Source organism: Phycicoccus sp. M110.8 (genome assembly GCF_032464895.1).
In the GTDB taxonomy this organism is placed as follows: domain Bacteria; phylum Actinomycetota; class Actinomycetes; order Actinomycetales; family Dermatophilaceae; genus Pedococcus.
In genome coordinates this window covers 485362-510177 of record NZ_JAWDIC010000001.1, presented here as the reverse complement: position 1 = coordinate 510177, position 24816 = coordinate 485362, and the positions used below count along the sequence as shown (strand labels likewise).

The 24816-nt window shown below is 72.7% G+C and carries 27 protein-coding genes and 1 other RNA gene; 21 read left to right on the top strand and 7 right to left on the bottom strand.

Annotated elements, in window-relative coordinates; all coding sequences use genetic code 11:
• Positions 1-6: 6 nt before the first annotated feature.
• The gene (locus tag RKE38_RS02500) at positions 7-408 is read left to right on the top strand and encodes a hypothetical protein (RefSeq protein WP_316005875.1); all 402 of its coding nucleotides are present in this window, start codon (positions 7-9) and stop codon (positions 406-408) included.
• Between the two features lie 9 nt (positions 409-417).
• On the opposite strand, the gene RKE38_RS02495 is transcribed toward RKE38_RS02500, so the two are convergent.
• A complete protein-coding gene (locus tag RKE38_RS02495; protein ID WP_316005874.1) occupies positions 418-1029 on the bottom strand; it encodes an NAD(P)-dependent oxidoreductase in 612 nt (203 codons plus the stop codon).
• An 86-nt stretch (positions 1030-1115) separates the two neighbouring features.
• Between RKE38_RS02495 and RKE38_RS02490 the strand changes: the two genes are divergently transcribed.
• Positions 1116-1502 carry a winged helix-turn-helix transcriptional regulator gene (locus RKE38_RS02490; protein ID WP_410055422.1) on the top strand — a complete coding sequence of 129 codons (387 nt, stop codon included), beginning with the start codon at positions 1116-1118 and terminating at the stop codon, positions 1500-1502.
• A 193-nt stretch (positions 1503-1695) separates the two neighbouring features.
• Here the strand turns inward: RKE38_RS02490 and RKE38_RS02485 are convergent, their stop codons facing one another.
• Positions 1696-2340, bottom strand: coding sequence for a fasciclin domain-containing protein (locus tag RKE38_RS02485; protein WP_316005873.1), 645 nt, complete (start codon positions 2338-2340; stop codon positions 1696-1698).
• Positions 2341-2560: 220 nt separating this feature from the next.
• Here RKE38_RS02485 and ssrA point away from each other — a divergent pair.
• Both ssrA and RKE38_RS02475 read left to right on the top strand, forming a co-directional pair.
• Positions 2561-2927, top strand: a transfer-messenger RNA (tmRNA) gene (gene ssrA / locus RKE38_RS02480).
• 88 nt (positions 2928-3015) lie between these two features.
• The gene (locus RKE38_RS02475) at positions 3016-3780 is read left to right on the top strand and encodes a phosphatase PAP2 family protein (protein WP_316005872.1); all 765 of its coding nucleotides are present in this window, start codon (positions 3016-3018) and stop codon (positions 3778-3780) included.
• Positions 3781-3823: 43 nt separating this feature from the next.
• Here the strand turns inward: RKE38_RS02475 and RKE38_RS02470 are convergent, their stop codons facing one another.
• Together RKE38_RS02470 and RKE38_RS02465 are read right to left on the bottom strand one after the other, a co-directional pair.
• Positions 3824-4201: a thioredoxin family protein gene (locus tag RKE38_RS02470; RefSeq protein ID WP_316005871.1), complete on the bottom strand. Its 378-nt coding sequence runs from the start codon at positions 4199-4201 to the stop codon at positions 3824-3826.
• A gap of 1 nt (position 4202) precedes the next feature.
• Entirely contained in the window at positions 4203-4814 is a 612-nt protein-coding gene (locus tag RKE38_RS02465) for an SIMPL domain-containing protein (RefSeq protein WP_316005870.1), read from the bottom strand.
• A 22-nt stretch (positions 4815-4836) separates the two neighbouring features.
• Here RKE38_RS02465 and RKE38_RS02460 point away from each other — a divergent pair, with 22 nt between their 5' ends.
• The 4 genes from RKE38_RS02460 to RKE38_RS02445 all read left to right on the top strand — a co-directional run bounded on the left by RKE38_RS02460 (position 4837) and on the right by RKE38_RS02445 (position 9055).
• Positions 4837-5499: a class I SAM-dependent methyltransferase gene (locus RKE38_RS02460; protein ID WP_316005869.1), complete on the top strand. Its 663-nt coding sequence runs from the start codon at positions 4837-4839 to the stop codon at positions 5497-5499.
• The gene (locus RKE38_RS02455) at positions 5496-6086 is read left to right on the top strand and encodes a hypothetical protein (RefSeq protein WP_316005868.1); all 591 of its coding nucleotides are present in this window, start codon (positions 5496-5498) and stop codon (positions 6084-6086) included. Before RKE38_RS02460 ends, RKE38_RS02455 begins: the two co-directional genes overlap by 4 nt.
• A gap of 133 nt (positions 6087-6219) precedes the next feature.
• Positions 6220-7578, top strand: a complete 1359-nt coding sequence (locus RKE38_RS02450) for an amino acid permease (RefSeq protein WP_410055446.1) — start codon at positions 6220-6222, stop codon at positions 7576-7578.
• 16 nt (positions 7579-7594) lie between these two features.
• Positions 7595-9055, top strand: coding sequence for an NAD-dependent malic enzyme (locus tag RKE38_RS02445; protein ID WP_316005866.1), 1461 nt, complete (start codon positions 7595-7597; stop codon positions 9053-9055).
• Positions 9056-9141: 86 nt separating this feature from the next.
• Here the strand turns inward: RKE38_RS02445 and RKE38_RS02440 are convergent, their stop codons facing one another.
• Complete coding sequence (locus RKE38_RS02440; protein WP_316005865.1) at positions 9142-10176, bottom strand: LLM class flavin-dependent oxidoreductase; 1035 nt, start codon at positions 10174-10176, stop codon at positions 9142-9144.
• Between the two features lie 56 nt (positions 10177-10232).
• Here RKE38_RS02440 and RKE38_RS02435 point away from each other — a divergent pair, with 56 nt between their 5' ends.
• The 11 genes from RKE38_RS02435 to RKE38_RS02385 all read left to right on the top strand — a co-directional run bounded on the left by RKE38_RS02435 (position 10233) and on the right by RKE38_RS02385 (position 20387).
• Entirely contained in the window at positions 10233-10607 is a 375-nt protein-coding gene (locus RKE38_RS02435; protein WP_316005864.1) for a VanZ family protein, read from the top strand.
• 212 nt (positions 10608-10819) lie between these two features.
• Positions 10820-12937, top strand: a complete 2118-nt coding sequence (locus RKE38_RS02430; RefSeq protein WP_316005863.1) for a DEAD/DEAH box helicase — start codon at positions 10820-10822, stop codon at positions 12935-12937.
• A 74-nt stretch (positions 12938-13011) separates the two neighbouring features.
• A complete protein-coding gene (locus tag RKE38_RS02425) occupies positions 13012-13569 on the top strand; it encodes a YqgE/AlgH family protein (protein WP_316005862.1) in 558 nt (185 codons plus the stop codon).
• A gap of 23 nt (positions 13570-13592) precedes the next feature.
• Positions 13593-13901, top strand: coding sequence for a DUF3039 domain-containing protein (locus RKE38_RS02420; protein ID WP_310148980.1), 309 nt, complete (start codon positions 13593-13595; stop codon positions 13899-13901).
• A 173-nt stretch (positions 13902-14074) separates the two neighbouring features.
• The gene (locus tag RKE38_RS02415; protein WP_316005861.1) at positions 14075-15037 is read left to right on the top strand and encodes a zinc metalloprotease; all 963 of its coding nucleotides are present in this window, start codon (positions 14075-14077) and stop codon (positions 15035-15037) included.
• A gap of 89 nt (positions 15038-15126) precedes the next feature.
• The gene (locus tag RKE38_RS02410; protein ID WP_316005860.1) at positions 15127-16878 is read left to right on the top strand and encodes a DEAD/DEAH box helicase; all 1752 of its coding nucleotides are present in this window, start codon (positions 15127-15129) and stop codon (positions 16876-16878) included.
• A 162-nt stretch (positions 16879-17040) separates the two neighbouring features.
• Complete coding sequence (locus RKE38_RS02405; protein WP_316005859.1) at positions 17041-17661, top strand: hypothetical protein; 621 nt, start codon at positions 17041-17043, stop codon at positions 17659-17661.
• A complete protein-coding gene (locus RKE38_RS02400) occupies positions 17658-18407 on the top strand; it encodes a hypothetical protein (protein ID WP_316005858.1) in 750 nt (249 codons plus the stop codon). Before RKE38_RS02405 ends, RKE38_RS02400 begins: the two co-directional genes overlap by 4 nt.
• Positions 18407-18976, top strand: a complete 570-nt coding sequence (locus RKE38_RS02395; RefSeq protein WP_316005857.1) for a hypothetical protein — start codon at positions 18407-18409, stop codon at positions 18974-18976. The genes RKE38_RS02400 and RKE38_RS02395 overlap by 1 nt, the downstream gene beginning before the upstream one ends.
• Positions 18977-19045: 69 nt before the next feature.
• Positions 19046-19330 (top strand): hypothetical protein, encoded by a 285-nt coding sequence (locus RKE38_RS02390; protein ID WP_316005856.1) that lies wholly within the window; start codon positions 19046-19048, stop codon positions 19328-19330.
• Between the two features lie 181 nt (positions 19331-19511).
• Positions 19512-20387 carry an LLM class flavin-dependent oxidoreductase gene (locus RKE38_RS02385; RefSeq protein ID WP_316005855.1) on the top strand — a complete coding sequence of 292 codons (876 nt, stop codon included), beginning with the start codon at positions 19512-19514 and terminating at the stop codon, positions 20385-20387.
• Here the strand turns inward: RKE38_RS02385 and RKE38_RS02380 are convergent.
• A complete protein-coding gene (locus tag RKE38_RS02380; RefSeq protein ID WP_316005854.1) occupies positions 20368-20856 on the bottom strand; it encodes an Lrp/AsnC family transcriptional regulator in 489 nt (162 codons plus the stop codon). The two genes, RKE38_RS02385 and RKE38_RS02380, sit on opposite strands and share 20 nt — an antisense overlap.
• Before the next feature lie 108 nt (positions 20857-20964).
• On the opposite strand from RKE38_RS02380, the gene hppD reads away from it, so the two are divergent.
• Positions 20965-22182, top strand: coding sequence for a 4-hydroxyphenylpyruvate dioxygenase (gene hppD / locus RKE38_RS02375; RefSeq protein WP_316005853.1), 1218 nt, complete (start codon positions 20965-20967; stop codon positions 22180-22182).
• 129 nt (positions 22183-22311) lie between these two features.
• Here the strand turns inward: hppD and RKE38_RS02370 are convergent, their stop codons facing one another.
• Positions 22312-23784: an amino acid permease gene (locus RKE38_RS02370; RefSeq protein WP_316005852.1), complete on the bottom strand. Its 1473-nt coding sequence runs from the start codon at positions 23782-23784 to the stop codon at positions 22312-22314.
• 86 nt (positions 23785-23870) lie between these two features.
• On the opposite strand from RKE38_RS02370, the gene RKE38_RS02365 reads away from it, so the two are divergent.
• On the top strand, positions 23871-24812 hold the full coding sequence (locus RKE38_RS02365; protein ID WP_316005851.1) for an RDD family protein: 942 nt from the start codon (positions 23871-23873) through the stop codon (positions 24810-24812).
• Positions 24813-24816: the final 4 nt, after the last annotated feature.

Genomic DNA, 24816 nt, shown 5'->3' with positions numbered 1-24816 from the left:
GGGCCAGTGGCAGGACGACACGCGGCACGCCGCCGCGTCCTGACGCCGGTCCGCCTGCTCGTCGCAGCCACGCTGGTGGCCGTCGCGGCCATGGTCGTCGTGGTGGGCCCGTTCGGCCGGTCGGACGCCCCCGCGCCCTCGGTGCCCACCGTCCCCGGGACGTCCACGCCCGGCGCGGTGACGACGCCCTCCACCAGCGGCACGTCGAGCTCGACGACCTCGAGCACGACCACCACGACGACGACGCCACCCCGGACCACGACGACCGGCTCACCGACCGGGACGCGCGTCCCGACCTCCTCGACCGCCCCCACCACCTCGGCGACGCTCCTCCCGTCACCGACGAAGCGGACCGGCAAGCCGACGGGACCGCCCGGGCGGCCGACGACCCCGCCCCCGCGGAAGTGACCCGCGCGGTCAGTCGGCGACGGTGAAGCGCTGCCGGCGGTGGCGCGGCTGCTCGATCTCGTCGAGCAGGGCCGCGGCGTAGTTCTCGGCCGACACCGACGGCCCGGCGGGGGTGTCGAGGGCGGTGCGGTAGGTGTCGGTCCGCTCGCCCGGTGCGATGACCGGGGCAGGGGACAGGAACGTCCAGTCGAGCGACTCGGGCGCCGTGCGGAACACGTCGAGCGCCGCCGCGCCACTACGGGCCTCGGCGAGGTACTCGGCCGGGAAGTCCGGGCCGTCGAGCAGGCGGGTGCCGTCGGGGCCGACGAGCGACCCGGCGCCGCCGACGAACAGGACCCGGGCCCCACCCGCGTGGTCGACGAGGGTCTGCACGGCCTCGAGCCACGGCTCGTGCGGGCCTCCGCTGCGGTCCGGCCCGGTCGCCGACACGAGCACGTCGTGGCCGGCCGCGGCTGCATCGACGGTGGCGGGGTCGGCGAGGTCACCGGTGGCGGCGTGCGCGCCCTGCGGCACGTCGCCCCCGCTGCGGGACCACCCGGTGACGTGGTGCCCGCGGGACAGGGCCTCGCGCACGATGCGCGAGCCGATCATGCCGGTGGCACCGAACATTGCGATCTTCATGGGGTCAGCTCCTGGGGTCGGGGTCGAGCGAACGTCTCGACGGTAACCATTGGTAACCAAGCACTTCAAAGTGCTATAAGTACCTCGTGGTTACCATCGACCGTGGCGACGCCTTCGACCCCGACTGCCCGACCCGTCTCGTCCTCGACCGGGTCGGGGACAAGTGGACGGTGCTCGTCATCGACGCGCTCTCCGACGGGCCGCTGCGCTTCACCCAGCTCCGCGACCGGATCGGCGGCGTGGCGCCCAAGGTGCTGACCCAGACGCTGCGCACGCTCGAGCGAGACGGGCTGCTGACCCGAACCGTCCACGCCCAGGTGCCCCCGCGGGTCGACTACGAGGTCACCGAGCTGGGGCGGTCCCTCAGCGGCCCGCTCGCCGCGCTCACCGACTGGGCCGAGACCCACGTCGGCCGGATCCTGCGCGCCCGGGAGGAGTACGAGCGCGCCACGGCCGAGGCGGCACGCGGCTGACGGAGCCGCGGGGGAGGCGGGGCAGGCGGTCGACGACGCTGCAGCGGCGGGTGGCACGGCCCCCGGCGCCGCCGGCCCGTGGCAACCCGGTCACCGACGTGGCCGCCGCCCCGGTGCGGGCGACGGCCACGGGCTCCACTGGTGGAGTCAGGGTGCGGGCCGGGTGGTCACCGGCCCGGTGTGACCCGGTTGGTCACAGGTCCACGGGTCGCAGGACCTGGGAGATGCCGTGGGCGATCTGCACGTTGCCCTTGTTGATATTCGGCCGCACGACCCACGCGTTGGCGTCGTTCGGGTCGGCGTCCACGAGGGTCACCCAGCGGTGCCAGCGCACGTCCACCGTCAGGGTGCCACCGGAGGCGGTGGTGAGCTGGGCGCCGTCGGCGGCCCGGGCCGCGCGGTAGTCGATCGTGGCGCCCGGCACGACGTGGTAGAGGAGCACGGCCTCGACCGTGTCGATCCCGAGCGAGGCGACCGCGGCGAAGACCGCGCTCTCGCTGGTGTACCGCTGGTGGGTCAGGTCCGTGGCGAGTCGGCGGAAGGCGGCGTCCGTGGGCAGGAACGCGGTCAGCGGCACGGAGCCGTCGGCGAGCACGGCCACGGGGGAGGAGGGCTTGGCGGCCAGGACGGCCTGGACCGCATTGTCGACGATGTCGAAGTCGTTCCAGTTGTCGTCGAAGCCCGACCCGTCCCTGGCGAGCACGGCCGCGAGGCTGCGGGTGCCGGTCGGTGCGGGCGGGGTGCCCTCGTGGGCCGAGGCGCTTCCGGCCCCGACCAGGGTCAGGGCGCCGGCGAGGGTGGCGGTGGCCAGGGCGGCCACGACGCGTCGTACGTGCATGGGAGTCTCCAGTGTGCGGACAGCGGCTCCTTCCGGGGCCCTGCCGTGGCCGCCGCCGGCGCCACTCCCCGGTTCATCCCTCGACGCCGGTTCGGTGCCGTCGCGGAACCGGATTGGTCCGAGGGGGAGGAAATGTTGTCGGGCCCCCCGGCGTTGGACGGTACGCTGGTCCCACAACTCAACAGCGGATGTGTGAGCACCCCTGCACTCGCAGGAGCACGGGGGTGATCGGTTTCGACATTGGTCGGTTGTCCAGGGGAAGCGGGTCGAGGATGCAAGGTCATCTCGTCAACGCTCCTTGCAAACCAATAGGTGCCAATTCCAAGCGCACCGACTTCGCCCTCGCCGCCTGAGCGAGCCTCGAAGTCCGTCAGCCTGAGCTAGTTCCCGTCTCAGTGCCTGGCGTCAGCTAGGGAACTCGCTGCGCAGTCATGCCGAGGGGCTGCGCGGGACTCCTACTCGGCTGGGCCTGTCAGCGGACGTGTGCGTGCGAGCGCTGGGGCCGAGAAAATCCGTAGCGCACTGCACCCGGAGAAGCCCTGGTAAGTCGTCAGTGGACGCGGGTTCGATTCCCGCCACCTCCACCACCGTGGTGCTCGCACATCGCCGTTGAGCCTCGAGGGCCCGGTCACGTCGTGACCGGGCCCTCGCGCGCGCCCCGGCTTAGGGTGGGGCATGGCCGACACCGACGTGCGCGAGCGGGCGCTGCACACCGCGGGCCGGTATGCCGAGCGGCTGGGCTGGTGGACCGTCGCGAACTGGGTCCTGCTCGTCACGGCGGTCGTGGGCCTCGCGCTGACGGCCGCCCTCACCACGCTGGCGGAGGACGTCTACGAGTCCGTCGTCGACGCGGACGGCGTCGCCCTGCTCGACCAGCCCGCGCTCGACCAGGCGGTCTCCTGGCGCTCGCCCGGGCTGGACCGCGCCGTCACGGCATACACCGACGTCGGGGGGCCGATCGGCATGCCGCTCCTGACCCTGGCCGTCGTGGCGGTGATGGTCTGGGCGTGGCGGTCGTGGACGCCGGTGGTGCTCCTGGTGCTGGCCGCCGCCGGCTCGCTCGCGCTCACGGTCGCGGGAAAGGACCTCGTCGGCCGGGCGCGGCCGCCCCGCATGTTCGCCGTGCCCCCGTACGAGTCCTCGCCCTCGTTCCCCAGCGGGCACACGCTCAACGCGACCGTCATCGCCGCCGTGGTCGTCTACCTGCTGCTGCGCAAGGTCCGCCGCACGTGGGTGCGCACGACCGTCGTCGTGCTCGGGGCCGCCTTCGCGCTCACCATGGGGCTGAGCCGGGTCTTCCTCGGCCACCACTGGCTGTCGGACGTGGTCATGGGCTGGGTCCTCGGACTCGCCTGGGCCACGGTCGTCGTGACCGCCCACCGGATGTTCCTGGCGGTCCGCCGCGAGGCGGCGAGCCGCGGGGCGCCCGCCACCCGGTGACGGCGCCCGTCGACGCCGCCTGGCGACGGCGCCCGGTCGCGGCTCAGCCGGACTGGGCCCCGGACCGCTGCTGCTCGACCTGCGCCCGGACCTCGTCCATGTCCAGGGCCTGCACCTTGCCGATGACGTCGGCCAGCATGGGCGCGGGGAGGGCCCCGGCCTGCGCGAAGACGAGGATGCCGTCGCGGAAGCCCATGAGGGTCGGGATCGAGGTGATGTTCGCCGCGGCGGCCAAGGCCTGCTCGGCCTCGGTGTCGACCTTGCCGAAGACGATGTCGGAGTGCTGCTCGGACGCTGCCTCGTAGACCGGCGCGAACCGCTTGCACGGGCCGCACCACTCGGCCCAGAAGTCCACGAAGACCGTGCCGCCCTGCAGGACGGTCTTCTCGAAGGTGTCGGCGGTCAGCTCGACGCTCGCCATGTCAGCTCAGCTCCCATCGGACCGCGACGGTCGCGGTCACCGTGTTCTCGCCCAGCTCGAGCGAGGGGGTCCCCGTGCCGGCCGTCATCCGGGCGAACCGGGGCTGGGCACCACCCTCGACAACGTCGCTCACGCGCACAACCTTCCCGAGGCCGCGGCCCGCGAGCGCCGCGTACTGCTCCGCCTTGGCCCGGGCGTCCGCGAAGGCGGCCTCGCGCGCGGCGGCCAGCAGCGGCGCCGGGTCGGCGAGGTCGGTGCCGACGGAGTCGATGGTGAGGGCGTTGCCCGCAGCGCCCGCGAACGCGTCGACGAGGGCACCGACGAGCGCCGGGTCGCGCACGGTGACGGCCAGGCCCTGCTGCGCGGTGTAGCCGAGCACCGATGTGCCGTCGCGGTCGTAGCGCGGCTGCACGCCGCTGGTGGTGGTCCGCAGGTCGCGCGGGTCGACGCCGTGGTCCCGGGCCGCCTGCGCCAGGGCGGCCGCCCGGCCGGCGGCGTCCGACAGCGCGGCGGAGACGTCGGGGGCCTCGCACCGCACGCCGGCGCTGACGCGCACCACGTCCGGCGGCGCGGACGCCCGGCCCGAGCCGGTCACGTCGATGTGCTCCGTCATGGCGCAAGCCTAGGCTGAGGACATGGACACCGAGCAGATCCGCCAGTACTGGGACGATGCCGCACCGGAGTACGACACGTTCGTGGACCACGGCCTGCTCGACTCCGACGTCCGGGCGGCCTGGAAGGACCTGGTGCGCACGTGGCTGCCCACCACGCCGTCCGACGTCGGCGACCTCGCCTGCGGCACCGGGACGATGAGCGTGCTGCTCGCCGAGCTCGGCCACCAGGTCCGCGGGATCGACCTGTCGGGGGAGATGGTGGCCCGGGCCCGCGCGAAGACCGCCCCGTTCGGGGGCGCGGTGCAGATCGAGCAGGGCGACGCCGGGGACCCGCCGTGGGAGGAGGGCAGCCTCGACGTCGTCTTCGCCCGGCACATCCTGTGGACGCTGCCCGACCCGCAGGACGCGCTGCGCCGCTGGACCCGGCTCCTGCGTCCCGGCGGCCGGATGGTCCTGATCGAGGGCCGGTGGGGCATCGAGGCCGCGGGGGAGAAGCCTGACCTGCCCTGGCGGGCCGGGGTGCCCTCGCAGGAGCTCGCCGCCGTCGTGCGCGACCTGGTGGGGGAGCCGACCGTGGTCCCGCTCTGGGACACCGTCTACTGGGGCAAGGAGCTGGAGCACGAGCGCTACCTCCTGACCGCCACGTCCAGCGCCCCCGTCGGGGCCGGGAGCCCACGGCCATGACCGCGCTGGAGCCGGGGGAGGTGCCACTGGCGGAGCCGGGCGAGGTGCCGCTGCCCGAGCCCACGGGCCCGGTCCACGGACGACCCATCCGGCGCGTCGGCGTGGTCTTCGCGGTGCTCGCGCTGCTCACCGTGCCGTGGACCGTGTGGCTCGCCGTCCAGCTGCCCTCGTCCAAGCCGGCTGCCCACTACGACCTCGCGTGGGGCGGCTTCGACGCCGCCCTCGTGGTCGTCCTGCTCGCGACCGCCTGGGCCGCGGTCCGGCTCACCCCCTGGCTGCCGGCCATCGCGGCGGTGAACGGCACGATGCTGCTCGTCGACGCCTGGTTCGACGTCGTCACCGCCCCGACCTCCGGCGAGCGCTGGCTCGCGGTCGCCATGGCCGTGGTGGTCGAGCTGCCGCTGGCCGCCGTGTGCCTCTGGCTCGCCGTGACCGGGCAGCAGCTGCTCCGGCGCCGCCTGCTGCGCCGCGTCTGGCGCCAGCAGCGCCGGGCGATGCCCGGCGGCATGGTCCCGCCGCCGGTCGTCGCGGCCACCGGCACGCCCGAGCCCGACGTCGTCGAACCCCCTGACCTGCAGCGTTTCTAGTCGATTTGCGGCATACGTCACCCGGGTCCACGCTGCCCGGGTGAGCGCGACGACGAAGCACCAGCCAGACGTCCCCGGCGACGAGCCGGCACCCAGCCAGCTGAAGGCGGGCCTGAAGCCACGGCACATCACGATGATCTCGATCGCCGGGGTCATCGGGGCCGGCCTGTTCGTCGGGTCGGCCAACGCCATCGCCACGGCCGGTCCGGCGGTCCTCATCGCCTACGCCCTGGCGGGGACGCTGGTCGTCCTCGTGATGCGGATGCTCGGCGAGATGGCGACAGCGCAGCCCGACACCGGCTCGTTCTCGACGTATGCCGACCGCTCGCTCGGTCGGTGGGCCGGCTTCTCCATCGGCTGGCTGTACTGGTGGTTCTGGGTCATCGTCATCCCGGTCGAGGCGACCGCCGGTGCGCTGATCCTCGGGGACTGGTTCCCCGCGGTGCCGCAGTGGCTCTTCGCACTCGTCATCACCGGGCTGCTCGTCGGGACCAACCTGTTCAGCGTCGGCAACTACGGCGAGTTCGAGTTCTGGTTCGCCCTGGTGAAGGTCATCGCGATCGTGCTGTTCATCGGCCTGGGCGTGCTCGCCATGCTCGGTGTGCTGCCCGGCTCGAAGTCCTCGGGGGTCGGGCACCTGTGGCAGGACGGCGGGTTCCTGCCCAACGGCCTCGGCGCGGTCTTCGCCGCGATGCTCATCACGATGTTCACCTTCATGGGCACCGAGATCGTCACCATCGCCGCAGCCGAGTCGCCGAACCCCGAGGCCGGCATCCGCAAGGCGGTCAACTCGGTGATCTGGCGGATCAGCCTCTTCTACCTCGGCTCCATCTTCGTCGTCGTGGCGCTCGTGCCGTGGAACGCCAAGGGCCTCGCGGCCGAAGGATCCGGGTCGTACCAGTACACGCTGGAGCGGATGGGCCTGGGCAGCCTGACCACGGTGCTGGAGTTCGTCATCCTCACCGCCGTCGCCTCGTGCCTGAACTCCGCGCTCTACACGGCCTCGCGCATGGCCTTCTCCCTGTCGACCCGCGGTGACGCCCCGGCGGCGTGGTCGCGCACGACGGAGCGGGGCGTCCCCGCCTGGGCGATCCTGGCCAGCTCGGTCGTCGGCTTCCTCGGGGTCATCGGCAACTACCTGCTGCCGGAGAAGATCTTCGGCTACCTGCTCGCGAGCTCCGGGGCGATCGCCCTGTTCGTCTACCTCGTCATCGCGCTGTCGCAGCTGCGGATGCGCCGCCAGCTCGACGCCGAGGGCCACAGCCCGGCGGTGCGGATGTGGCTGTACCCCGCCCTGACGTACGCCACGATCGGCTTCATCGCGTTCGTGCTCGTCCTCATGCTGGTCCAGGAGGGGCACCGCCTCGAGCTCGGCCTGAGCCTGGCGCTCGCGGCCGTCATCGTGGCGATCGGCGTCGCCCGCACCCGCGGGGAGCATCCCGCAGCTGCTCCTGCCCAGGGGGCGGTCGCGTTTCGGCGTACCGCTGAGTAATCAGGAGAATGCCGGCATGACCGCCGTGCCCTCCGTGTCCAACTCCATCACCGTCCGCCTCACCCTCCCGGCCCGCGCCACCGCGGTGTCCGAGCTCACCGGGGTCATCGAGGCGGGGGGCGGCCTGGTCACCGGCCTCGACGTGACCGCCTCGGGCGCCGACCGCCTGCGGGTGGACGTGACGGCCGCGGCCCGCGACACCGCCCACGCCGACGAGCTCGTCGAGGCCATGCGCGGCGTGCACGGCGTGGACATCGGCAAGGTCTCCGACCGCACCTTCCTCGTCCACCTCGGCGGCAAGCTCAAGGTCGAGTCCAAGGTCCCGATCCGCAACCGCGACGACCTGTCGCTCATCTACACGCCGGGCGTGGCCCGGGTCTGCATGGCGATCGCGGAGAACCCCGAGGACGCCCGCCGGCTCACGATCAAGCGCAACACCGTGGCGGTGGTGACCGACGGGTCGGCGGTGCTGGGGCTGGGCAACATCGGCCCGCTGGGGGCGCTGCCGGTCATGGAGGGCAAGGCGGCGCTGTTCAAGCGGTTCGCCGACATCGACGCCTTCCCGATCTGCCTGGACACCCAGGACACCGAGGAGATCATCCGCACGGTCAAGGCGATCAGCCCGGTCTTCGCGGGGATCAACCTCGAGGACATCTCGGCCCCGCGCTGCTTCGAGATCGAGCACCGGCTGCGTGAGGAGCTGGACATCCCGGTCTTCCACGACGACCAGCACGGCACGGCGATCGTCACGCTGGCCGCGCTGCGCAACGCCCTGCGGGTCGTGGGCAAGGAGCTGGCGGAGTGCCGCGTCGTGATGTCGGGTGCGGGCGCGGCCGGCACCGCGATCCTCAAGCTGCTGCTGAAGGCCGGCGCGCGTGACGTCGTCGTGGCGGACCAGTTCGGCGTGCTGCACCCCGACCGCGAGGACATCGCCTCCGGCGACCACCCGCAGCTGGCGTGGTCGGCCGAGCACACCAACCCGCGTCGGGTGAGCGGGACGCTCAAGGCGGCCGTCGCGGGCGCGGACGTCTTCATCGGCGTCTCCGCCCCCGGCATCCTCACCGGCGACGACATCGCCACCATGGCCGACGGTGCGATCGTCTTCGCGATGGCCAACCCCGAGCCCGAGGTCGACCCCATCGCCGCCGCCCAGCACGCCGCCGTGGTCGCGACCGGCCGGTCCGACTTCGCCAACCAGATCAACAACGTGCTCGTGTTCCCCGGCGTCTTCCGTGGTCTGCTCGACGCGGCGTCGCGCACCATCGACGAGGACGTCATGCTGGCCGCGGCCACCGCCCTGTCGGAGGTCGTCCACCCCGACGAGCTGAACCCGGCCTACATCATCCCCAGCGTCTTCCACCCCGACGTGTCGAAGGTGGTGGCGGCCGCGGTGAAGGCGGCCGTGCTGGGCACCGCGCCCGAGGTGGTCGAGCGGACGGCGTCGGTCGCGACCGACGAGGCCGAGCTCATCGGCTGACCGCCGGTCGACGCCGGGCACGGGCGCGTGCGCCCTCCATGCCCGGCGTGACCCGGGCAGCCGGCGCGTGAGACCCTGCGCGCGGGTCAGCCGCGCGGGGAGAGCCCGAACTCCGTCGCCAGCAGCTCGAGGCTGCGCAGCTTCGCGTCCAGGTCGGGGGTCGGCGCGACGAGGGTGACCTCGTCCGCACCGGCCTCGTCGGCCAGCGTGATGAGGCCGGCGGCCACCTCGGCCGGCGGCCCGGCATACACGCGGCCCTCCAGGCTGGGCTCGACGGCGGCGAACTCCGCGCTGAGCCGGAAGGCACGGATCTCCTCCGCGCTCGGGCGCGTCGTGGCACCGCTGCGGATGCGCTGCATCTGCAGCGCCCAGCCGGCGCGGAAGTCCGCGGCGACGTCCGGGTCCTCGGTCGCCAGGGCGAGGACCGAGATGATCACGCGCGGCGTGTCCCCGAGGGGGCCGGGCCGGAAGTCGCGGCGGTATGCCTGCAGCGCCTCGACGGCGAGGCCCGGGCTCATGTGGTGGGCGAAGACCGTGGTCATCCCGTTCACGGCCGCGAACGAGGAGCCCCAGCCGCTCGAGCCGAGCATGAGCAGCTCGGGGCTGGTGTCGACGACGGGGGTGGCGCGGACGGCTGTGAACGGGTGGTCGTCGGGCCAGCTGTCCGACAGGAACGCGATGAGCTCGGCCGCCTGCTGCGGGAAGTCGTCGGCGGTGAGCGCCTCGCGGGAGCGCCGCAGGGCGAACGCCGTGAGCTGGTCGGTGCCCGGCGCCCGGCCCAGGCCGAGGTCGATCCGCCCCGGGTGCAGCATCTCCAGCGTCTTGAACCACTCCGCCACCTTGAGGGGGGAGTGGTTGGGGAGCATGATGCCCGCCGCCCCCACGCGGATGCCGGTGGTGAGCGACGCGAGGTGGGCGATGAGGATCTCGGGTGAGCTGCTCGCCAGCCCGGCGAAGCTGTGGTGCTCGCTGATCCAGTACCGCGCGTAGCCGAGCCGGTCCGCCGCCTGGACGGTGCGCTCGCTGCGGGCGATGGCCTGCTGGGCGGTCATGCCGGAGGGCACGTCGACGAAGTCGAGCAGGGACAGCGGGCGCGGGGTTCCGGGGGTCGGGGTGGTCACGTCCGGTGCCAACACCCGCCACCCGCCGGCGATTCCGCCCGTCTACGCTGCACCGGGTGAGCGACACGACGACCCGGACCCCCTCCACGCGGTCGACCTCCGTGGTGCGCGTCGTGTTCGCGCTCCTCGTCGTGGTCCACCTGTGCTGCCTGTACTGGCCGCGCGTCGACGTGCAGGGGCCGGTGACGTGGACCGACAAGGTCGTCCACCTCCTGCTCTTCGGGGTCCCGACCGTGGTCGGGCTGCTCGCCGGGTTCCGGCCGGCGTGGGTCGTGGGGCTGCTCGCCCTGCACGCACCGGTCAGCGAGCTCGTGCAGCACTACCTGCTGCCGCACCGGGACGGGGACGTGTGGGACGCCGTGGCGGACCTGTCGGGGGTGGTGCTCGGGGTCACGCTCGTCGTGGTCGGGAGGGCTCGGCGCCGCTGGTAGACTGGTGGGGCTCAGTTCGGCGGCGCCTGGCAGCGCCACCCGCGGCAGTGAAGCCGCACCGATGTCCCCGATGCCGACTGACGCCCACCGGATGACGACCGTCGATCCGGTCCACCGGGCCCTTCGTGGCCTGAGGCTCGTCTTTCCCGGTCTCCCTCGCCAGGTGGCTCGAGACGTGTCTACCTCGAGTACCTGAAGTGAGTTGAACATCTGTGCCCAAGAACCTGCGATCCGCCGCGCCCAAGAAGGCCCGCTGGACTGCTGACCAGAAGGCTGCCGCCAAGAAGGGTCCCAAGAAGGCCCACCGCGGACAGTCGACCAACCGCCCGGCGCGTGACGCCGACCGCCTCGTCCGCCGCGAGTTCGACCGTGACGACCGTCCGGCCAAGCGGTTCGACCGCGACGACCGTCCGGCCAAGCGGTTCGACCGTGACGACCGTCCGGCCAAGCGTTTCGACCGCGACGACCGTCCGGCCAAGCGTTTCGACCGCGACGAGAACCGTGGCCCGCGCCAGTACGACCGTGACGACCGCCCGGCCCGTCGTTTCGACCGTGACGACCGTCCGGCGAAGCGTTTCGACCGTGACGAGAACCGCGGCCCGCGCCAGTTTGACCGTGACGACCGCCCCGCGAAGCGTTTCGACCGCGACGAGAACCGTGGCCCGCGACGGTACGACCGCGACGACCGCCCGGCCCGCCGTTTCGACCGTGACGACCGCCCGGCGAAGCGTTTCGACCGTGACGACCGCCCGGCGAGGCGTTTCGACCGTGACGAGAACCGTGGCCCGCGCCAGTACGACCGAGACGACCGCCCCGCGCGTCGCTTCGACCGTGACGACCGCCCCGCGCGTCGTTTCGACCGTGACGACCGCCCCGCCCGGCGCTTCGAGCGCACGGACCGGTTCGAGCGCACCGACCGCTTCGAGGACCAGGTGGACCCGGAGGCCGAGCGCATGGAGGCCGACACCTGGGTCAAGGCGACCCGCAAGTCGGTCGACGGACCCGTGACCGTCGAGGCCGACAACGGCTTCGCCGCACTCGGGCTGACCGAGCGCCTCGTCGAGCGGCTCGCCCGCGACGGGATCACCACCCCGTTCCCGATCCAGGCGGCGACCATCCCGGACGCCCTCGCCGGCCGCGACGTCCTCGGCCGTGGCCAGACGGGCTCGGGCAAGACCCTGGCCTTCGGCCTGCCGATGCTGGCCCGCCTCGCCGAGCGCCCCAAGGCGGCCCCGCGCCGCCCGCGCGCCCTCGTCCTGGTCCCGACCCGCGAGCTCGCCATGCAGGTGTCGGACGCCCTCGAGCCGCTCGTGCACGTGCTCGGCCTGCGGCACAAGCTGGTCGCCGGCGGCCTGTCGTACACCACGCAGATCAACGCCCTGAACCGCGGCGTCGATGTCCTCATCGCGACCCCGGGCCGCCTCAAGGACCTGCTCGAGCGCGAGGCCGTCGAGCTCGGCGACGTCGAGGTCGCGGTGCTCGACGAGGCCGACCACATGGCCGACATGGGCTTCATGCCCGAGGTCACCGCGATCCTCGACCGCATGCCCGAGGGCGGCCAGCGGCTGCTGTTCTCGGCCACCCTCGACAACGGCATCGACACGCTCGTGGAGCGCTACCTCACCGACCCGGTGACGCACTCCACCGACGACGCCAAGGCCTCCGTGACGACCATGGAGCACCACGTCCTGCTCATCGAGCCGGTCCACAAGAAGGTCATCACCGCCGAGGTCGCCAACCGCGAGGGCCGCACCGTCGTGTTCGTGCGCACCAAGCTCGGTGCCGACCGCGTGGCGATGCAGCTGCGCGAGCAGGGTGTCTTCGCCGCGGCGCTGCACGGCGGTCTCGGCCAGGGTGCGCGCAACCGCGTGCTCGGCGCCTTCCGCGACGGCAGCCTGCCGGTGCTCGTCGCCACGGACGTCGCGGCCCGCGGCATCCACGTCGACGACGTCTCGGTGGTCCTGCAGGTCGACCCGCCGGCCGACCACAAGGACTACCTGCACCGCTCGGGCCGCACGGCCCGCGCCGGTGACAAGGGCACCGTCGTGACCCTGGCGCTGCCGCACCAGCGGCGCACCATGGAGCGCATGGCCCGCGAGGCCGGCATCGAGGCGGTGCCCACCCGCGCCGTCCCCGGTGACGAGCGGCTCGCCGCCACGGGCGCCAGCGCCCCCAGCGGCATCCCGGTCTCGGAGGAGAGGTTCAAGCGGCTCCTCGAGGGCGAGAAGCGCCAGCACCGCGGTGGTCCGCGCGGCCCGCGCTCCGGTGGTCCCCGCGGCCGCCAGGGGGGTCGCCCGTACGGCGGCGCCCGTCGCGGCCCGCGCGACTGACCTCCACGTCAGCCGTTCCGCCACAGCCCCGGTCCGCGTGACCGGGGCTGTGGCTTTGTGGGCAGAATGGAGGGGTGGAGACCGAGGACCTGTCCGGCAGCCTGCTGCTCGCGACACCCCAGATCGAGGAAGGGGTGTTCCGCCGCAGCGTCGTGCTCCTGCTCCACCACGACGCGGAGGGCGCGCAGGGTGTGGTGCTCAACCGCCCCCTCGACGCCCGCGTCGACGCCGTCCTCCCCGAGTGGCAGGACCACGTGACCGCGCCCCGGGTCCTCTTCGAGGGCGGCCCGGTCGGCCTGGACAGTGCGCTGGGGCTGGTGACCGCGCCCGGTGACGTCGAGCCGATGGGCGTCAAGCGGCTCTTCGGCGGGGTCGGCCTGGTCGACCTCGACACCCCGCCCGAGCTCGTCATGCCCGAGGTCGCTGGGATGCGGATCTTCGCCGGGTATGCCGGGTGGTCGCCCGGGCAGCTCGAGGACGAGGTCGACAGCGGGTCCTGGTACGTCGTGGAGGCCGAGGGTCGCGACGCCTTCGACGACGACCCGCAGAGCCTGTGGGTGCGCGTGCTGCGCCGCCAGCGAGACCACCTCGCCTTCGTGGCCACCTTCCCGGTGGACCCGGAGATGAACTGAGGGACCCGGCATACACTCGGGGGATGAGCGAGCCCCAGATCCCCCTGGACGACCCGCACGCGCCGCAGGCGCAGCCGCAGCAGCAGACGAGCACGGCGGTGCTCGAGCGCGAAGAGGTGCAGGAGCAGCTGCAGGAGCCGGGCGACCACGAGCGCTTCTCCCACTACGTGCGCAAGGAGAAGATCCTCGAGAGCGCACTGTCGGGGGAGCCGGTGACCGCCCTGTGCGGCAAGGTCTGGGTGCCGGGCCGCAACCCTGACAGGTTCCCGGTGTGCCCGACCTGCAAGGAGATCTACGAGGGCCTGCGTGCCCCGCAGGACGGCGAGGACTGAGCCCCCTGACGGGTGCGTTTGCCTCCGGTCGCCTCTGCACCTGCCCCAAGCATGGCTGACTCTTTACCTGTGCCTGTGCTTTCGAGGCAGTGCCGTAGACGAACGCGCTCCTAGCGTCGACGCAGAGCCGCCCGCCGCACCGGGCGTGGTGGTCTGCCTGCGAAAGGACGCCCATGAAGCTTCGATCCCGTCTCGCGCTGTCGTCCCTGGTCCTGGGGGCCGCGGCCCTCGCCCTGGGGCAGGGCAGTGCGGTCGCCCAGCCCATGGCGGGCGAGTCGACCGTCGCCGCCGAGTGCGCGACGCACTCCGACCCCGTCAACGCCGCGCGCTCGGCCCAGGGTGGCAACCGCAAGGACGGCAACGAGCTGTCGGCGGCGCAGGTCCGCGCCTACGAGGACGCGTTCGCGAAGGCCATGGCGGCCAAGGGTTACACCAAGAACGCCAACGGCTCCGCGAGGAAGCCCGGAGGGGGCGGCGCGTTCTCCCCGACCACGGTGAACGTCTACTTCCACATCATCACCGACGGCTCCAGCGGTGACGTCTCTGGCCTGGTGTCCAAGCAGATGTCGGTGCTCAACGGCGCCTACAGCGGGACGGGCTTCTCCTTCGCCAACGCCGGGGTCGACATCACGAACAACGCCTCCTGGTACAACCTCTCCCAGGGCAGCAGCGCCGAGCGCTCGATGAAGACGGCCCTGCGCAAGGGCACGATGGACGACCTCAACATCTACACGGCCAACCTGTCCGGCGGCCTGCTCGGCTGGGCGACCTTCCCCAAGTCCAGCTACGACGTCATGGACGGCGTCGTCGTCCTCGACCAGAGCCTGCCCGGCGGCACGGCCTCCCCGTACAACCTCGGTGACACCGCCACCCACGAGGCCGGCCACTGGTTCGGGCTCTACCACACGTTCCAGGGCGGCTGCACGGGTCAGGGCGACTCCGTCGACGACACCCCGGCCGAGGCCTCCCCGGCCTTCGGCTGCCCCACCGGTCGTGACAGCTGCACGCGTTCGCCCGGCCTGGACCCGATCAAGAACTTCATGGACTACACCGACGACGCCTGCATGGACACCTTCAGCCCGGGCCAGACCACCCGGGCGCAGAACGCCTGGGTGACCTACCGCCAGGGGAAGTAGCGACACGCCCTAGCACACCCCCGAGGCCCCGGCAGACATGCCGGGGCCTCGGCATGTCGTTGTCGGGCAACGGTTATCGTGGCGGGCCTATGAGTACCGCCGCCGCCTCCCACCTGTCACCAGCGTTCCCGGAGCGGGCGGCCTGGGGGACGGCGTCCAAGCTGCGTGCCTGGCAGCAGGAGGCGCTCACGACCTACCTCCGGTCTGCGCCCCGGGACTTCCTCGCCGTGGCGACGCCCGGCGCCGGCAAGACGACCTACGCCCTGCGCCTGGCCACCGAGCTGCTCGGGCGCGGGACGATCTCGGCGGTGACGATCGTCGCCCCCACCGAGCACCTCAAGGTGCAGTGGGCCGAGGCGGCCGCGCGGGTGGGCATCCACATCGACCCGCGGTTCTCCAACTCCTCGGCCCGGCACTCCAGCGAGTACGACGGCGTCGCCCTCACCTACGCCCAGGTCGCCAGCCGCCCCTCGCTGCACCGGACCCGCACGGAGACCGCGCCGACCCTGGTCATCCTCGACGAGGTGCACCACGGCGGCGACAACCTCTCGTGGGGCGACGCCATCCGCGAGGCGTTCGAGCCCGCGACCCGCCGGCTCGCCCTGACCGGGACGCCCTTCCGCTCCGACACCTCGCCCATCCCGTTCGTCCGCTACGAGATGGACCAGGCCGGCATCCGGCGCTCCGCGGCGGACTACACCTACGGGTATGCCGAGGCGCTGCGCGACGGCGTCGTGCGCCCCGTGCTGTTCATGGCCTACGGCGGGGCCATGCGCTGGCGCACCAAGGCCGGCGACGAGATCGCAGCACGCCTCGGGGAGCCGCTGACCAAGGACGCGATGGCGCACGCGTGGCGCACCGCCCTGGACCCCAAGGGCGAGTGGATCCCCGCCGTGCTCGCCGCGGCCGACAAGCGGCTGACGGAGGTGCGTCGCGGCGTGCCCGACGCCGGCGCCCTCGTCATCGCCTCGAACCAGACCAGCGCCCGCGCGTACGCCCGGATCCTGGAGTCCATCACCGGCACCAAGCCGACCGTCGTCCTCTCCGACGACGCCGGTGCCTCCGCCCGCATCGAGGAGTTCGCCTCCAGCGACTCCCGCTGGATGGTGGCGGTGCGGATGGTCTCCGAGGGCGTCGACGTGCCCCGCCTGTGCGTCGGCGTGTATGCGACGTCGACGTCGACCCCGCTCTTCTTCGCCCAGGCGGTCGGCCGGTTCGTCCGCGCCCGGCGCCGCGGCGAGACCGCCTCGGTCTTCCTGCCGTCGGTGCCGGTCATCCTCGAGCACGCGGCCCGCCTGGAGGACGAGCGCGACCACGCCCTCGACCGGGTGACCAAGGACGACTCCGAGGCGTCGATGTGGGCCGAGGAGGACGCCCTGGTCGCTGCCGCCAACCGCACCGAGAAGACGGCCGGGCTCGACGAGAGCACCTTCGAGGCGCTGGAGTCCGACGCCGAGTTCGACCACGTGCTCTTCGACGCCAAGCAGTTCGGCCTCGGTGCTGCCGTGGGCTCGGAGGACGAGCAGGAGTACCTCGGCCTGCCGGGGCTGCTCGAGCCCGACCAGGTGGCGCTGCTGCTGCACGAGCGGCAGACCGCCCAGAGCGGCCGGCGGACCAAGGCCGCGCCGCAGCCGGTGTCGGCCCACCGCGCCCTCGCAGCCCAGCGCAAGGAGCTCAACGGGCTCGTCGCGGCATACGCCCGCAAGACCAACGCACCGCACGGCGTGGTGCACAACGACCTGCGCCGCGCGTGCGGTGGCCCGTCCCTCGACGCGGCGACGTCGTCCGAGGTGGCTGCGCGCATCGAGAAGATCCGCGCCTGGCTCGTCGGGCGCCGCTAGCGGGGTGGTCCCCTCCGTCCACGCGCGACGCCGCGGTGAGGACGCCCGGAGACGCGGTGGGGAGTGCTCCCCACGGTGCCGCGCCGCGCTCCCCGGTAGGGTCGGGCACGGCGTCGGCGGAAGGGGTCCGCGGCGCCGAGACCACCGCCTGAGGGGGAGACGATGACCATCGAGGTGAACTACGCCGGCATGCGCGAGCTGGCCCACGCGGCCGAGCAGCAGCGCTCGTACCTGCGTTCGGTCCACTCGTTCGTGGCCGGGAGCTGCGCGAACTTCGGGGCCTTCAGCGGCTTCATGACCATCTTCGCCGGCCAGTACCGCTCGGCCTACTCCGACGCCGAGGCCAGCCTGTCGCAGAGTCCCGAGGCGGCCCAGGGCATGGCCTCGAAGATCCGCACGACGGCGGCCAACTTCCGCGACAAGGACATCGCCGCCTCGGACCGGATGAAGGCATTCGAGACGAAGATCACCACCGCAGGGCTGCCGACGATGGGACCCGCCGGCCCGATGGCGCCCGGCGACCCGGGGCCGTTCGTCTCCCGCGGTGACAAGAACATCGCGGGCGGCACCGGCGTCGTGGCTGACGTGACGCGCGAGGGCGAGAACCTGTTCAACCCGCACGTGCCGGCCCACGCCTGGGACGACGGGCCGAAGAGCCTCAACCCGTTCTCGCCCATCGCCCTCGCCGGCGAGATCGAGAGCGCCGTCAACACCACCGCGGACGCCGCGAGCGTGGGTGACGACCTCGAGGACTACGACGCGTTCGAGGCGGGGGAGAAGTGAGCACCCTCGCCCTCAGCGACCCGGCCGGGTACCTCCACGGGGCCAGTGGCTCGCAGGCCTTCGGGGACGTCATCGAGAACGCCAAGGGCAACTGCGGGCCCATCCTGCAGGGCATCGACTGGGCGATGGTGAAGATCCTGCACTGGTCGCCGATCGAGGCGATCATGAGCCCGATCGCGGGCGACTTCAACGGCGTCGACGACATGCGCAGCAACTGGGAGTCGACCAGCAAGGCGCTGCACGAGGTCTCGGAGAACTACCGGCGCATGGCCGGACACGTCGACCAGGCCTGGCGCGCGCACTCGGCCACCCTGGCGAGGGCCGAGCTGCTCGACCTCGCCTCGGCCCACGGGCGGCAGAGCACCGCCACCAGCCTGATGAGCCGCCAGCTGGGCAACATGCTGTCCGCGACCTCGCAGGTCGTGCAGGCCGTGGCGGGCATCCTCGGCCTCGTCGAGGAGTGGGTGGTCACCCTCAGCGTGGCCAAGCTCGCCAAGGAGCTCATCACCATGGGTTCGGGCATCCGCCGGGCGATCTCGCTCATCAACCAGGCCATCGACCTCATCGTCAACCTGTCCAAGCTCATCCCCGCCCTGGTCGAGGCGTGCGGCATCTTCGCCCTCGTCATGCAGGGGGTGAACGTCGTGCTCGCCGGGACGGCCGCCGCGACCCACGGCAAGGCCGGCTCGCACGTCGACGAGACCGCGGGCGCGGGCTTCCCCGGCACCGGGCCGGGTGACCTCTGATGTCGGCGACACCGGGCGACCGCGAGCTCGACGAGCTCGTCCACCGCGCGGAGGCGGCCCTGCGCAGGCAGGAGTCCGAGATCGCCGAGGTCCTCGCCGGCGTCGAGCGGGCCAGGTCGCTGACCGAGCGCGCCCGGGTCGAGATCGAGCAGGAGCGGGCTCAGGACGCCGCCGACCGTCGGGCCGAGGAGGACGAGGCCCGCAGGGGTGAGCACGGGCACGACCGGCAGGTGCTCCAGCGCCGGCTCGACGCCGAGCAGACGACGTGGCGGGCGGTGCTCTCCGGTGCCGACGAGCACGAGAGCGCCGTGGCCTACCGCGAGGCGGTCGGCGTGCAGGCCCGCGCCGTGGTCGACCGGCTCCGGGAGGAGGACCCGGAGTGGGGCTCGGCGTTCGACCGGTTCGGCCCCGACTCCCCGGTCGAGTTCCCCGACCCGCCGGTCGACGACCGCATCGACCCGCTGCGCCCCGGCGCGCTGGGCCCGTCCGGCGACACCTCGCCGCACCGCGGTCCGGGGAACGCGTCCGACGGCCCGCGACGGCGCCCCGGCGGGGGCGGCGTGTGGTGACGGGCCTGCCCCCGACCGTCCTGCCCACCGGTCCCCGTGACCGACGTCCTTCCACCGAGAGGTAGCACCGTGGCGAACGCCTACATCGAGACCCGCATCAAGGTCACCCGGGTCCTGCTCGTCGTGCTCGGCGTCCTGATCGCAGCGCTCTTCACGTGGGGTGCCGTCGCCGTGCCCGAGCCCGGTTGGTACGCGGCCCTGCCGCTCAACGCCCTGGCGATCGCGCTGGTCCTCGTGGGCAGCCGCCGGCGGATCGCCACCCGCGGCGAGTCGGGCAACGCCGTGATGTCGCTGGGCGGCCTGCTCATCGTGGCGTCCGTCTTCGTGTCCTTCGCCCTGGGCAACGCCTCCTAACGCCGGCCGCCCGGCCCCGCGGTGGGTCACGTCCGCCTGCCCAGAGCCTGGACGGCGGGGCCAGTTGCGCTGATTCCGGCACGCGACCCGAGGCGCGGATGGAACGATCGTCCCGACGTGGCCGACTCCGCAGCGGCCCAGTCCCTGCCGCTGCGGACCGCCCAGTGCCGGAGGAGGTCCGATGCGGCTCGGTGCCCTGGTGCTCCCGCAGCAGTCGTGGCGGGAGGCGCGGCACACGTGGACGCGCCTGGAGGAGCTGGGCTTCGACGTCGGGTACTCCGCCGACCACCTCACCCACCCCACCGTAGCCGGCCGCTGGTGGGCGGACGGGTGGACCACGCTCGCGGCGGCGGCCGGGGTCACGGACACGATGCGCCTGGGGACCCTGGTGGCCTCCGCCGCGGTCCGCAGCCCGGCAGTCCTGGCCCGGGCGTCGGCCACGCTGCAGGACATCAGCGACGGCCGCTTCGTCCTGGGGCTCGGCGCCGGGCTGCCCGCAGACGTGCTGGCCGACCGCGGTGAGCTGGTCGGGGTGCGCGACCTCTGGGACCGCTACGAGGAGTCGGTCTCGGCGCTTCGGGCCCTGTGGCTGGGCGGGTCGACGTGGGAGGGCAGGGTCGTGCGGGTCGAGGGCGTGCAGCCGTCCGCGCACGCACCCGGGCGGCTCCCGCCCCCGGTGGTCATCTCCGCGGGTGGGCCCCGTGGCTTCGACCTCGCGGCCCGGCAGGGCGACGGCTGGGTGACGTTCGGAGGGGCCGCGCTGGCGGAGCTGGACGGTGCGGGCTGGTGGAAGGCCCTGGCCCGGCAGTCGCGACGGGTGACGGTGGCGTGTGAGCGCATCGGGCGCGACCCCGCGGCCATCGGCCGCGCGGTGCTCGTGGGCTGGGGCACGCTGCGCCCGCTCGCGTCGGCCCAGGCCCTGGCCGACACGGTGGGCGAGGCGGCGGAGGCAGGCTTCGACGAGGTCGTCGTCTACGCACCGGTCGGGGAGCCCGGCGGCCGCTTCTGGGCGGACCCCGACGTCGTGGCCGAGGCCGTCAGCTCCCTGCGTCGCTGACGGGCGGCGCCGCCGCCTGCACGAGCGGCAGCGTCCGCAGCGGTATGCGCGTGGCCAGCGAGATCGCGGTGTTGGCCCGGACGACGTGGCGGTCGTCGACGACCGCGTCGATGACCCGCTGGAGGTCGGCGTTGTCGCGGGCGACGACAGAGATGAAGAGGTCCCCGGAGCCGGTGATGGTGTGGGCCTCCAGCACCTCGGGGATGCGGGCCAGGTGCTCCACGACGGGGGAGTGCCCCCGGCCCTGCCGGATCTCGAGCGTGCAGAACGCCGAGACGGGGTACCCCATCGCCGCGGGGTCGAGCTGGGGCGCCCACGACCGGATCACGCCGCGCTGGGCCAGCCGGTCGAGCCGGGCCTGCACCGTGCCCCGGGCCACGCCCAGCTCGCGGGACGCGCCGAGCACCCCGATCTGCGGCTGCTCGGTGAAGAGGGTGACCAGTCTGCGGTCCAGGTCGTCGAGGGGCATGGGCACATTGTCCACTGGATCCGCGATCGAGGCGACCACTTCGCACACTCTGCGCAGCGCCACGGCATACGGTTGCACACCTCGGCAGCCCCGCGGCACCCTGCCGCCATGACGACCACCAGCGACACGAACCTCGACCTCACGCCGCAGGAGCGTGAGGCCAACCTTGACCTCGAGCAGCTCAAGCAGCTCGTCGGCCTCGTCGAGTACGACGAGACGAAGGACCCGTTCCCGGTCACGGGCTGGGACGCCATCGTCTTCGTCGTGGGCAACGCCACCCAGGCGGCGCAGTACTACCAGTCCGCGTGGGGGATGGAGCTCGTCGCCTACCGCGGCCCGGAGAACGGCCAGCGCGACCACAAGTCCTTCGTCCTGAAGTCCGGCTCGATCCGGTTCGTGCTCAACGGGGCCGTCGACCCCGACAGCCCGCTCGTCGAGCACCACGCCAAGCACGGTGACGGGGTCGTCGACATCGCCCTCGAGGTGCCCGACGTCGACAAGTGCATCGCCCAGGCGCGCTCCGCCGGTGCCCGCGTCGTGCGCGAGCCCGAGGACCTCACCGACGAGCACGGCACGGTGCGGATCGCCTCGATCGCGACCTACGGCGAGACGGTGCACACCCTCGTCGACCGCTCGCGGTACGACGGCCCGTACCTGCCCGGCTACGTCGCCAAGGAGTCGACCTGGGTCAAGCGCGAGGGCGCCCCGAAGCGGCTGTTCCAGGCCCTCGACCACATCGTCGGCAACGTCGAGCTCGGCAAGATGGACGAGTGGGTGACCTTCTACAACAAGGTCATGGGCTTCGTGAACATGGCCGAGTTCATCGGCGACGACATCGCCACCGACTACTCGGCGCTGATGTCCAAGGTCGTCGCCAACGGCAACCACCGGGTGAAGTTCCCGCTCAACGAGCCGGCGATCGCCAAGAAGAAGAGCCAGATCGACGAGTACCTCGAGTTCTACCGCGGACCCGGTGCCCAGCACCTCGCGCTCGCGACCGGCGACATCCTGCGCACCGTCGACGAGCTGCGCGCCAACGGGATCGAGTTCCTCGACACCCCGGACTCGTACTACGAGGACGCCGAGCTGCGCGCCCGCATCGGTGAGGTCCGCGTGCCGATCGAGGAGCTGCAGAAGCGCAAGATCCTCGTCGACCGGGACGAGGACGGGTACCTGCTGCAGATCTTCACCAAGCCGCTCGGCGACCGGCCGACCGTCTTCTTCGAGATCATCGAGCGGCACGGCTCGCTCGGGTTCGGCAAGGGCAACTTCAAGGCGCTGTTCGAGGCCATCGAGCGCGAGCAGGACGCGCGCGGCAACCTCTGACCTGCCGCGCCCCACGACATCGGGGGTGTGGGGGTGACGGATCCGTCACCCCCACACCTCCGATCGTTCGTTCGGCTGGGCACCGCCGCGGGTTCGCGGGCTGCAGCGGGTTCGCGGGCCTGCGGCAGGTCAGACGCGATGGGCCAGGCGGGCGTTGCGGCGGCCGTACACGGCATACAGCACCAGTCCCAGCACCATCCACACAGCGAAGCGCAGCCACGTCTCCAGCGACAGGTTCGTCATGAGGTAGAGGCAGGCCAGCGCCGACAGGAGCGGCACGACGGGCGACAGGGGCGTGCGGAAGGGCCGCGGCAGGTCCGGCTTGGTGCGGCGCAGGATCGGCACGGCGATCGACACGACGACGAACGCGAACAGCGTCCCGATGCTCACCAGGTCGGCCAGCGCCTTGAGCGGCACCAGCCCGGCGAGCAGCGCCACGAGGACGATGGTGCCCATGGTGATGCGGTACGGCGTGCCCCACTTGGGGTGGACCTTGGCCACGGCGGGGGGCAGCAGGCGGTCGCGGCCCATGGAGAAGCCGATCCGGCCCATGGCGACGATGTCGACGAGGATGACCGACGTCAGGCCGGCGACGGCTGCCACGGCGATGAGGTTGGCGGCCCAGTGCGCCCCGACGGCCTCGAAGGCGCTTGCGATCGGCGCACCCTCGTTGAGCTTGCGGTAGTCGACCATGCCGGTCAGGACGAGCGAGACGCCGACGTAGAGGACCGTGCAGATGCCGAGGGTGCCGAGCAGCCCGAGGGGCAGGTCGCGGGCGGGCTTGCGCGTCTCCTCACCGAGGTTGGCCACCGCCTCGAACCCGGTGTAGGAGAAGAACACCACGGCCGCAGCGGTCAGCACGCCGGCGAAGCCGAAGGCGGTCGGCTGGATGCCGAACACGGCCTGGCTCAGCGGCTGGGCGAGGCCGGACGTGCCGGCCTTCACCGGCTGGGCCGGCGGGATGAACGGCGTGAGGTTGGATGCCTTGACGAAGAACGCCCCGGCGATGATGACGAAGACACAGATGGCGACCTTGATGAGCACCAGCGTGTTCGTCACCCGGGCGCTCTCGCGGATGCCGATGATCGCCACGACGCCGAGGACGAGCACGATGGCGACCGCTCCCACGTTCACGGTCGAGGTCTCGCCGAACAGGCTCGTGGGCAGGTCGAACAGCTCCTGCATGTAGCCGGACCAGCCGCGGGCCACCACGGCCGCGCCGAGGGCGAACTCGAGGATGAGGTCCCAGCCGATGATCCAGGCGAAGACCTCGCCGATCGTCGCGTAGGCGTAGGTGTAGGCGCTGCCGGCGGTCGGCACCGCCGAGGCGAGCTCGGCGTAGCAGAGGGCGGCGAGCAGGCTCACGACGCCCGCGACGGCGAAGGAGATGACGACCCCGGGACCGGCGTGGTTCTTGGCCTCGATGCCGGTCAGGGTGAAGATGCCCGTGCCGATCACGATGCCGATGCCGAAGCCCATGAGGTCCTTGGCCCCGAGGCGGCGCGCCAGGCGGGTGCCGTCGCCCTCGCTGCCGGCGTCGCCGGCCTGGGCGAGGACGTCCTCGACGGGTTTGGTCCGCAGGACGGAGTCGTTGCTGCTCATGGCGATTCACCCTAGGTGCGGGGGAGCGGGAGCGCGCGGCGGGGCCGTGGCGCGGGACGGGCCGCCGTGCGTGAGAGGCTGTCGCCATGAGCACGCCATCGAGCCCGGGCTGGTACGACGACCCGGAGGACGCCGCCCTCCTGCGGTACTTCGACGGCGTGGTCTGGACCCGGCACACGGCGCCCAAGAGCACCCGCCCGGCGACCACGGCCGAGCAGGCCGCGGCGGCGGGCGCGGAGGCCGCCCGGCACTGGACGGCGCCCGGTGGGCACGGGACGCACCCGGGTGCCCCCGGTGGCACCGCACGGCCGCCGGCCGGCGCGCAGGGCGGTATGCCGGGCGCGCAGGGCGGTGTGCCCGGTGGGCAGGGCGGGCAGCCCGGAAACCCAACCCCGCAGTTCCCCGGCGCGCCGCAGCAGCACCAGTGGAACGCGCCGCCGATGCAGTACGGCTACCCGGTGGGCCCCACCACGCCGGACGGTCAGCCGCTCGCCTCCTACTGGCAGCGCGTCGGGGCGTACATCATCGACGCCATCATCACCGGCATCGCGAGCTTCGTCCTCGGCGGCTGGCTGCTCTACCGGGCGATGCAGCCGTTCTTCGACGGGTTCTCCGCAGCGCTCCGCTCCGGGGACACCGCCACGATGAACCGCATCACCTCCGAGATCGACTACGGCTACCTGGCCGGCTTCAGCCTCGTCGCGGGCGTGGTGGCCTTCGCGTACCAGGTGTTCTTCCTGACGCGCAGCGGGGCGACCCCCGGCAAGGCGATCTCGGGCATCTCCGTCCGCCTCCGCGAGCGGCCCGGCCCGCTGTCCCTCGCCGACGCGGCGCGGCGCGCCTCGGTGCAGGCGGTGCTGGGGATGCTCGGCAACATCCCGCTCATCGGCACGTTCGCGTCGATCGCCGCCCTGCTCGACCTTCTGTGGCCGGCGTGGGACGCCAACCGCCAGGCCTGGCACGACAAGGTCGCCGCCACCAACGTCGTGGTCGGCAAGCAGCACCGCGCCGAGCGCGCCGCCCGGTAGCGGC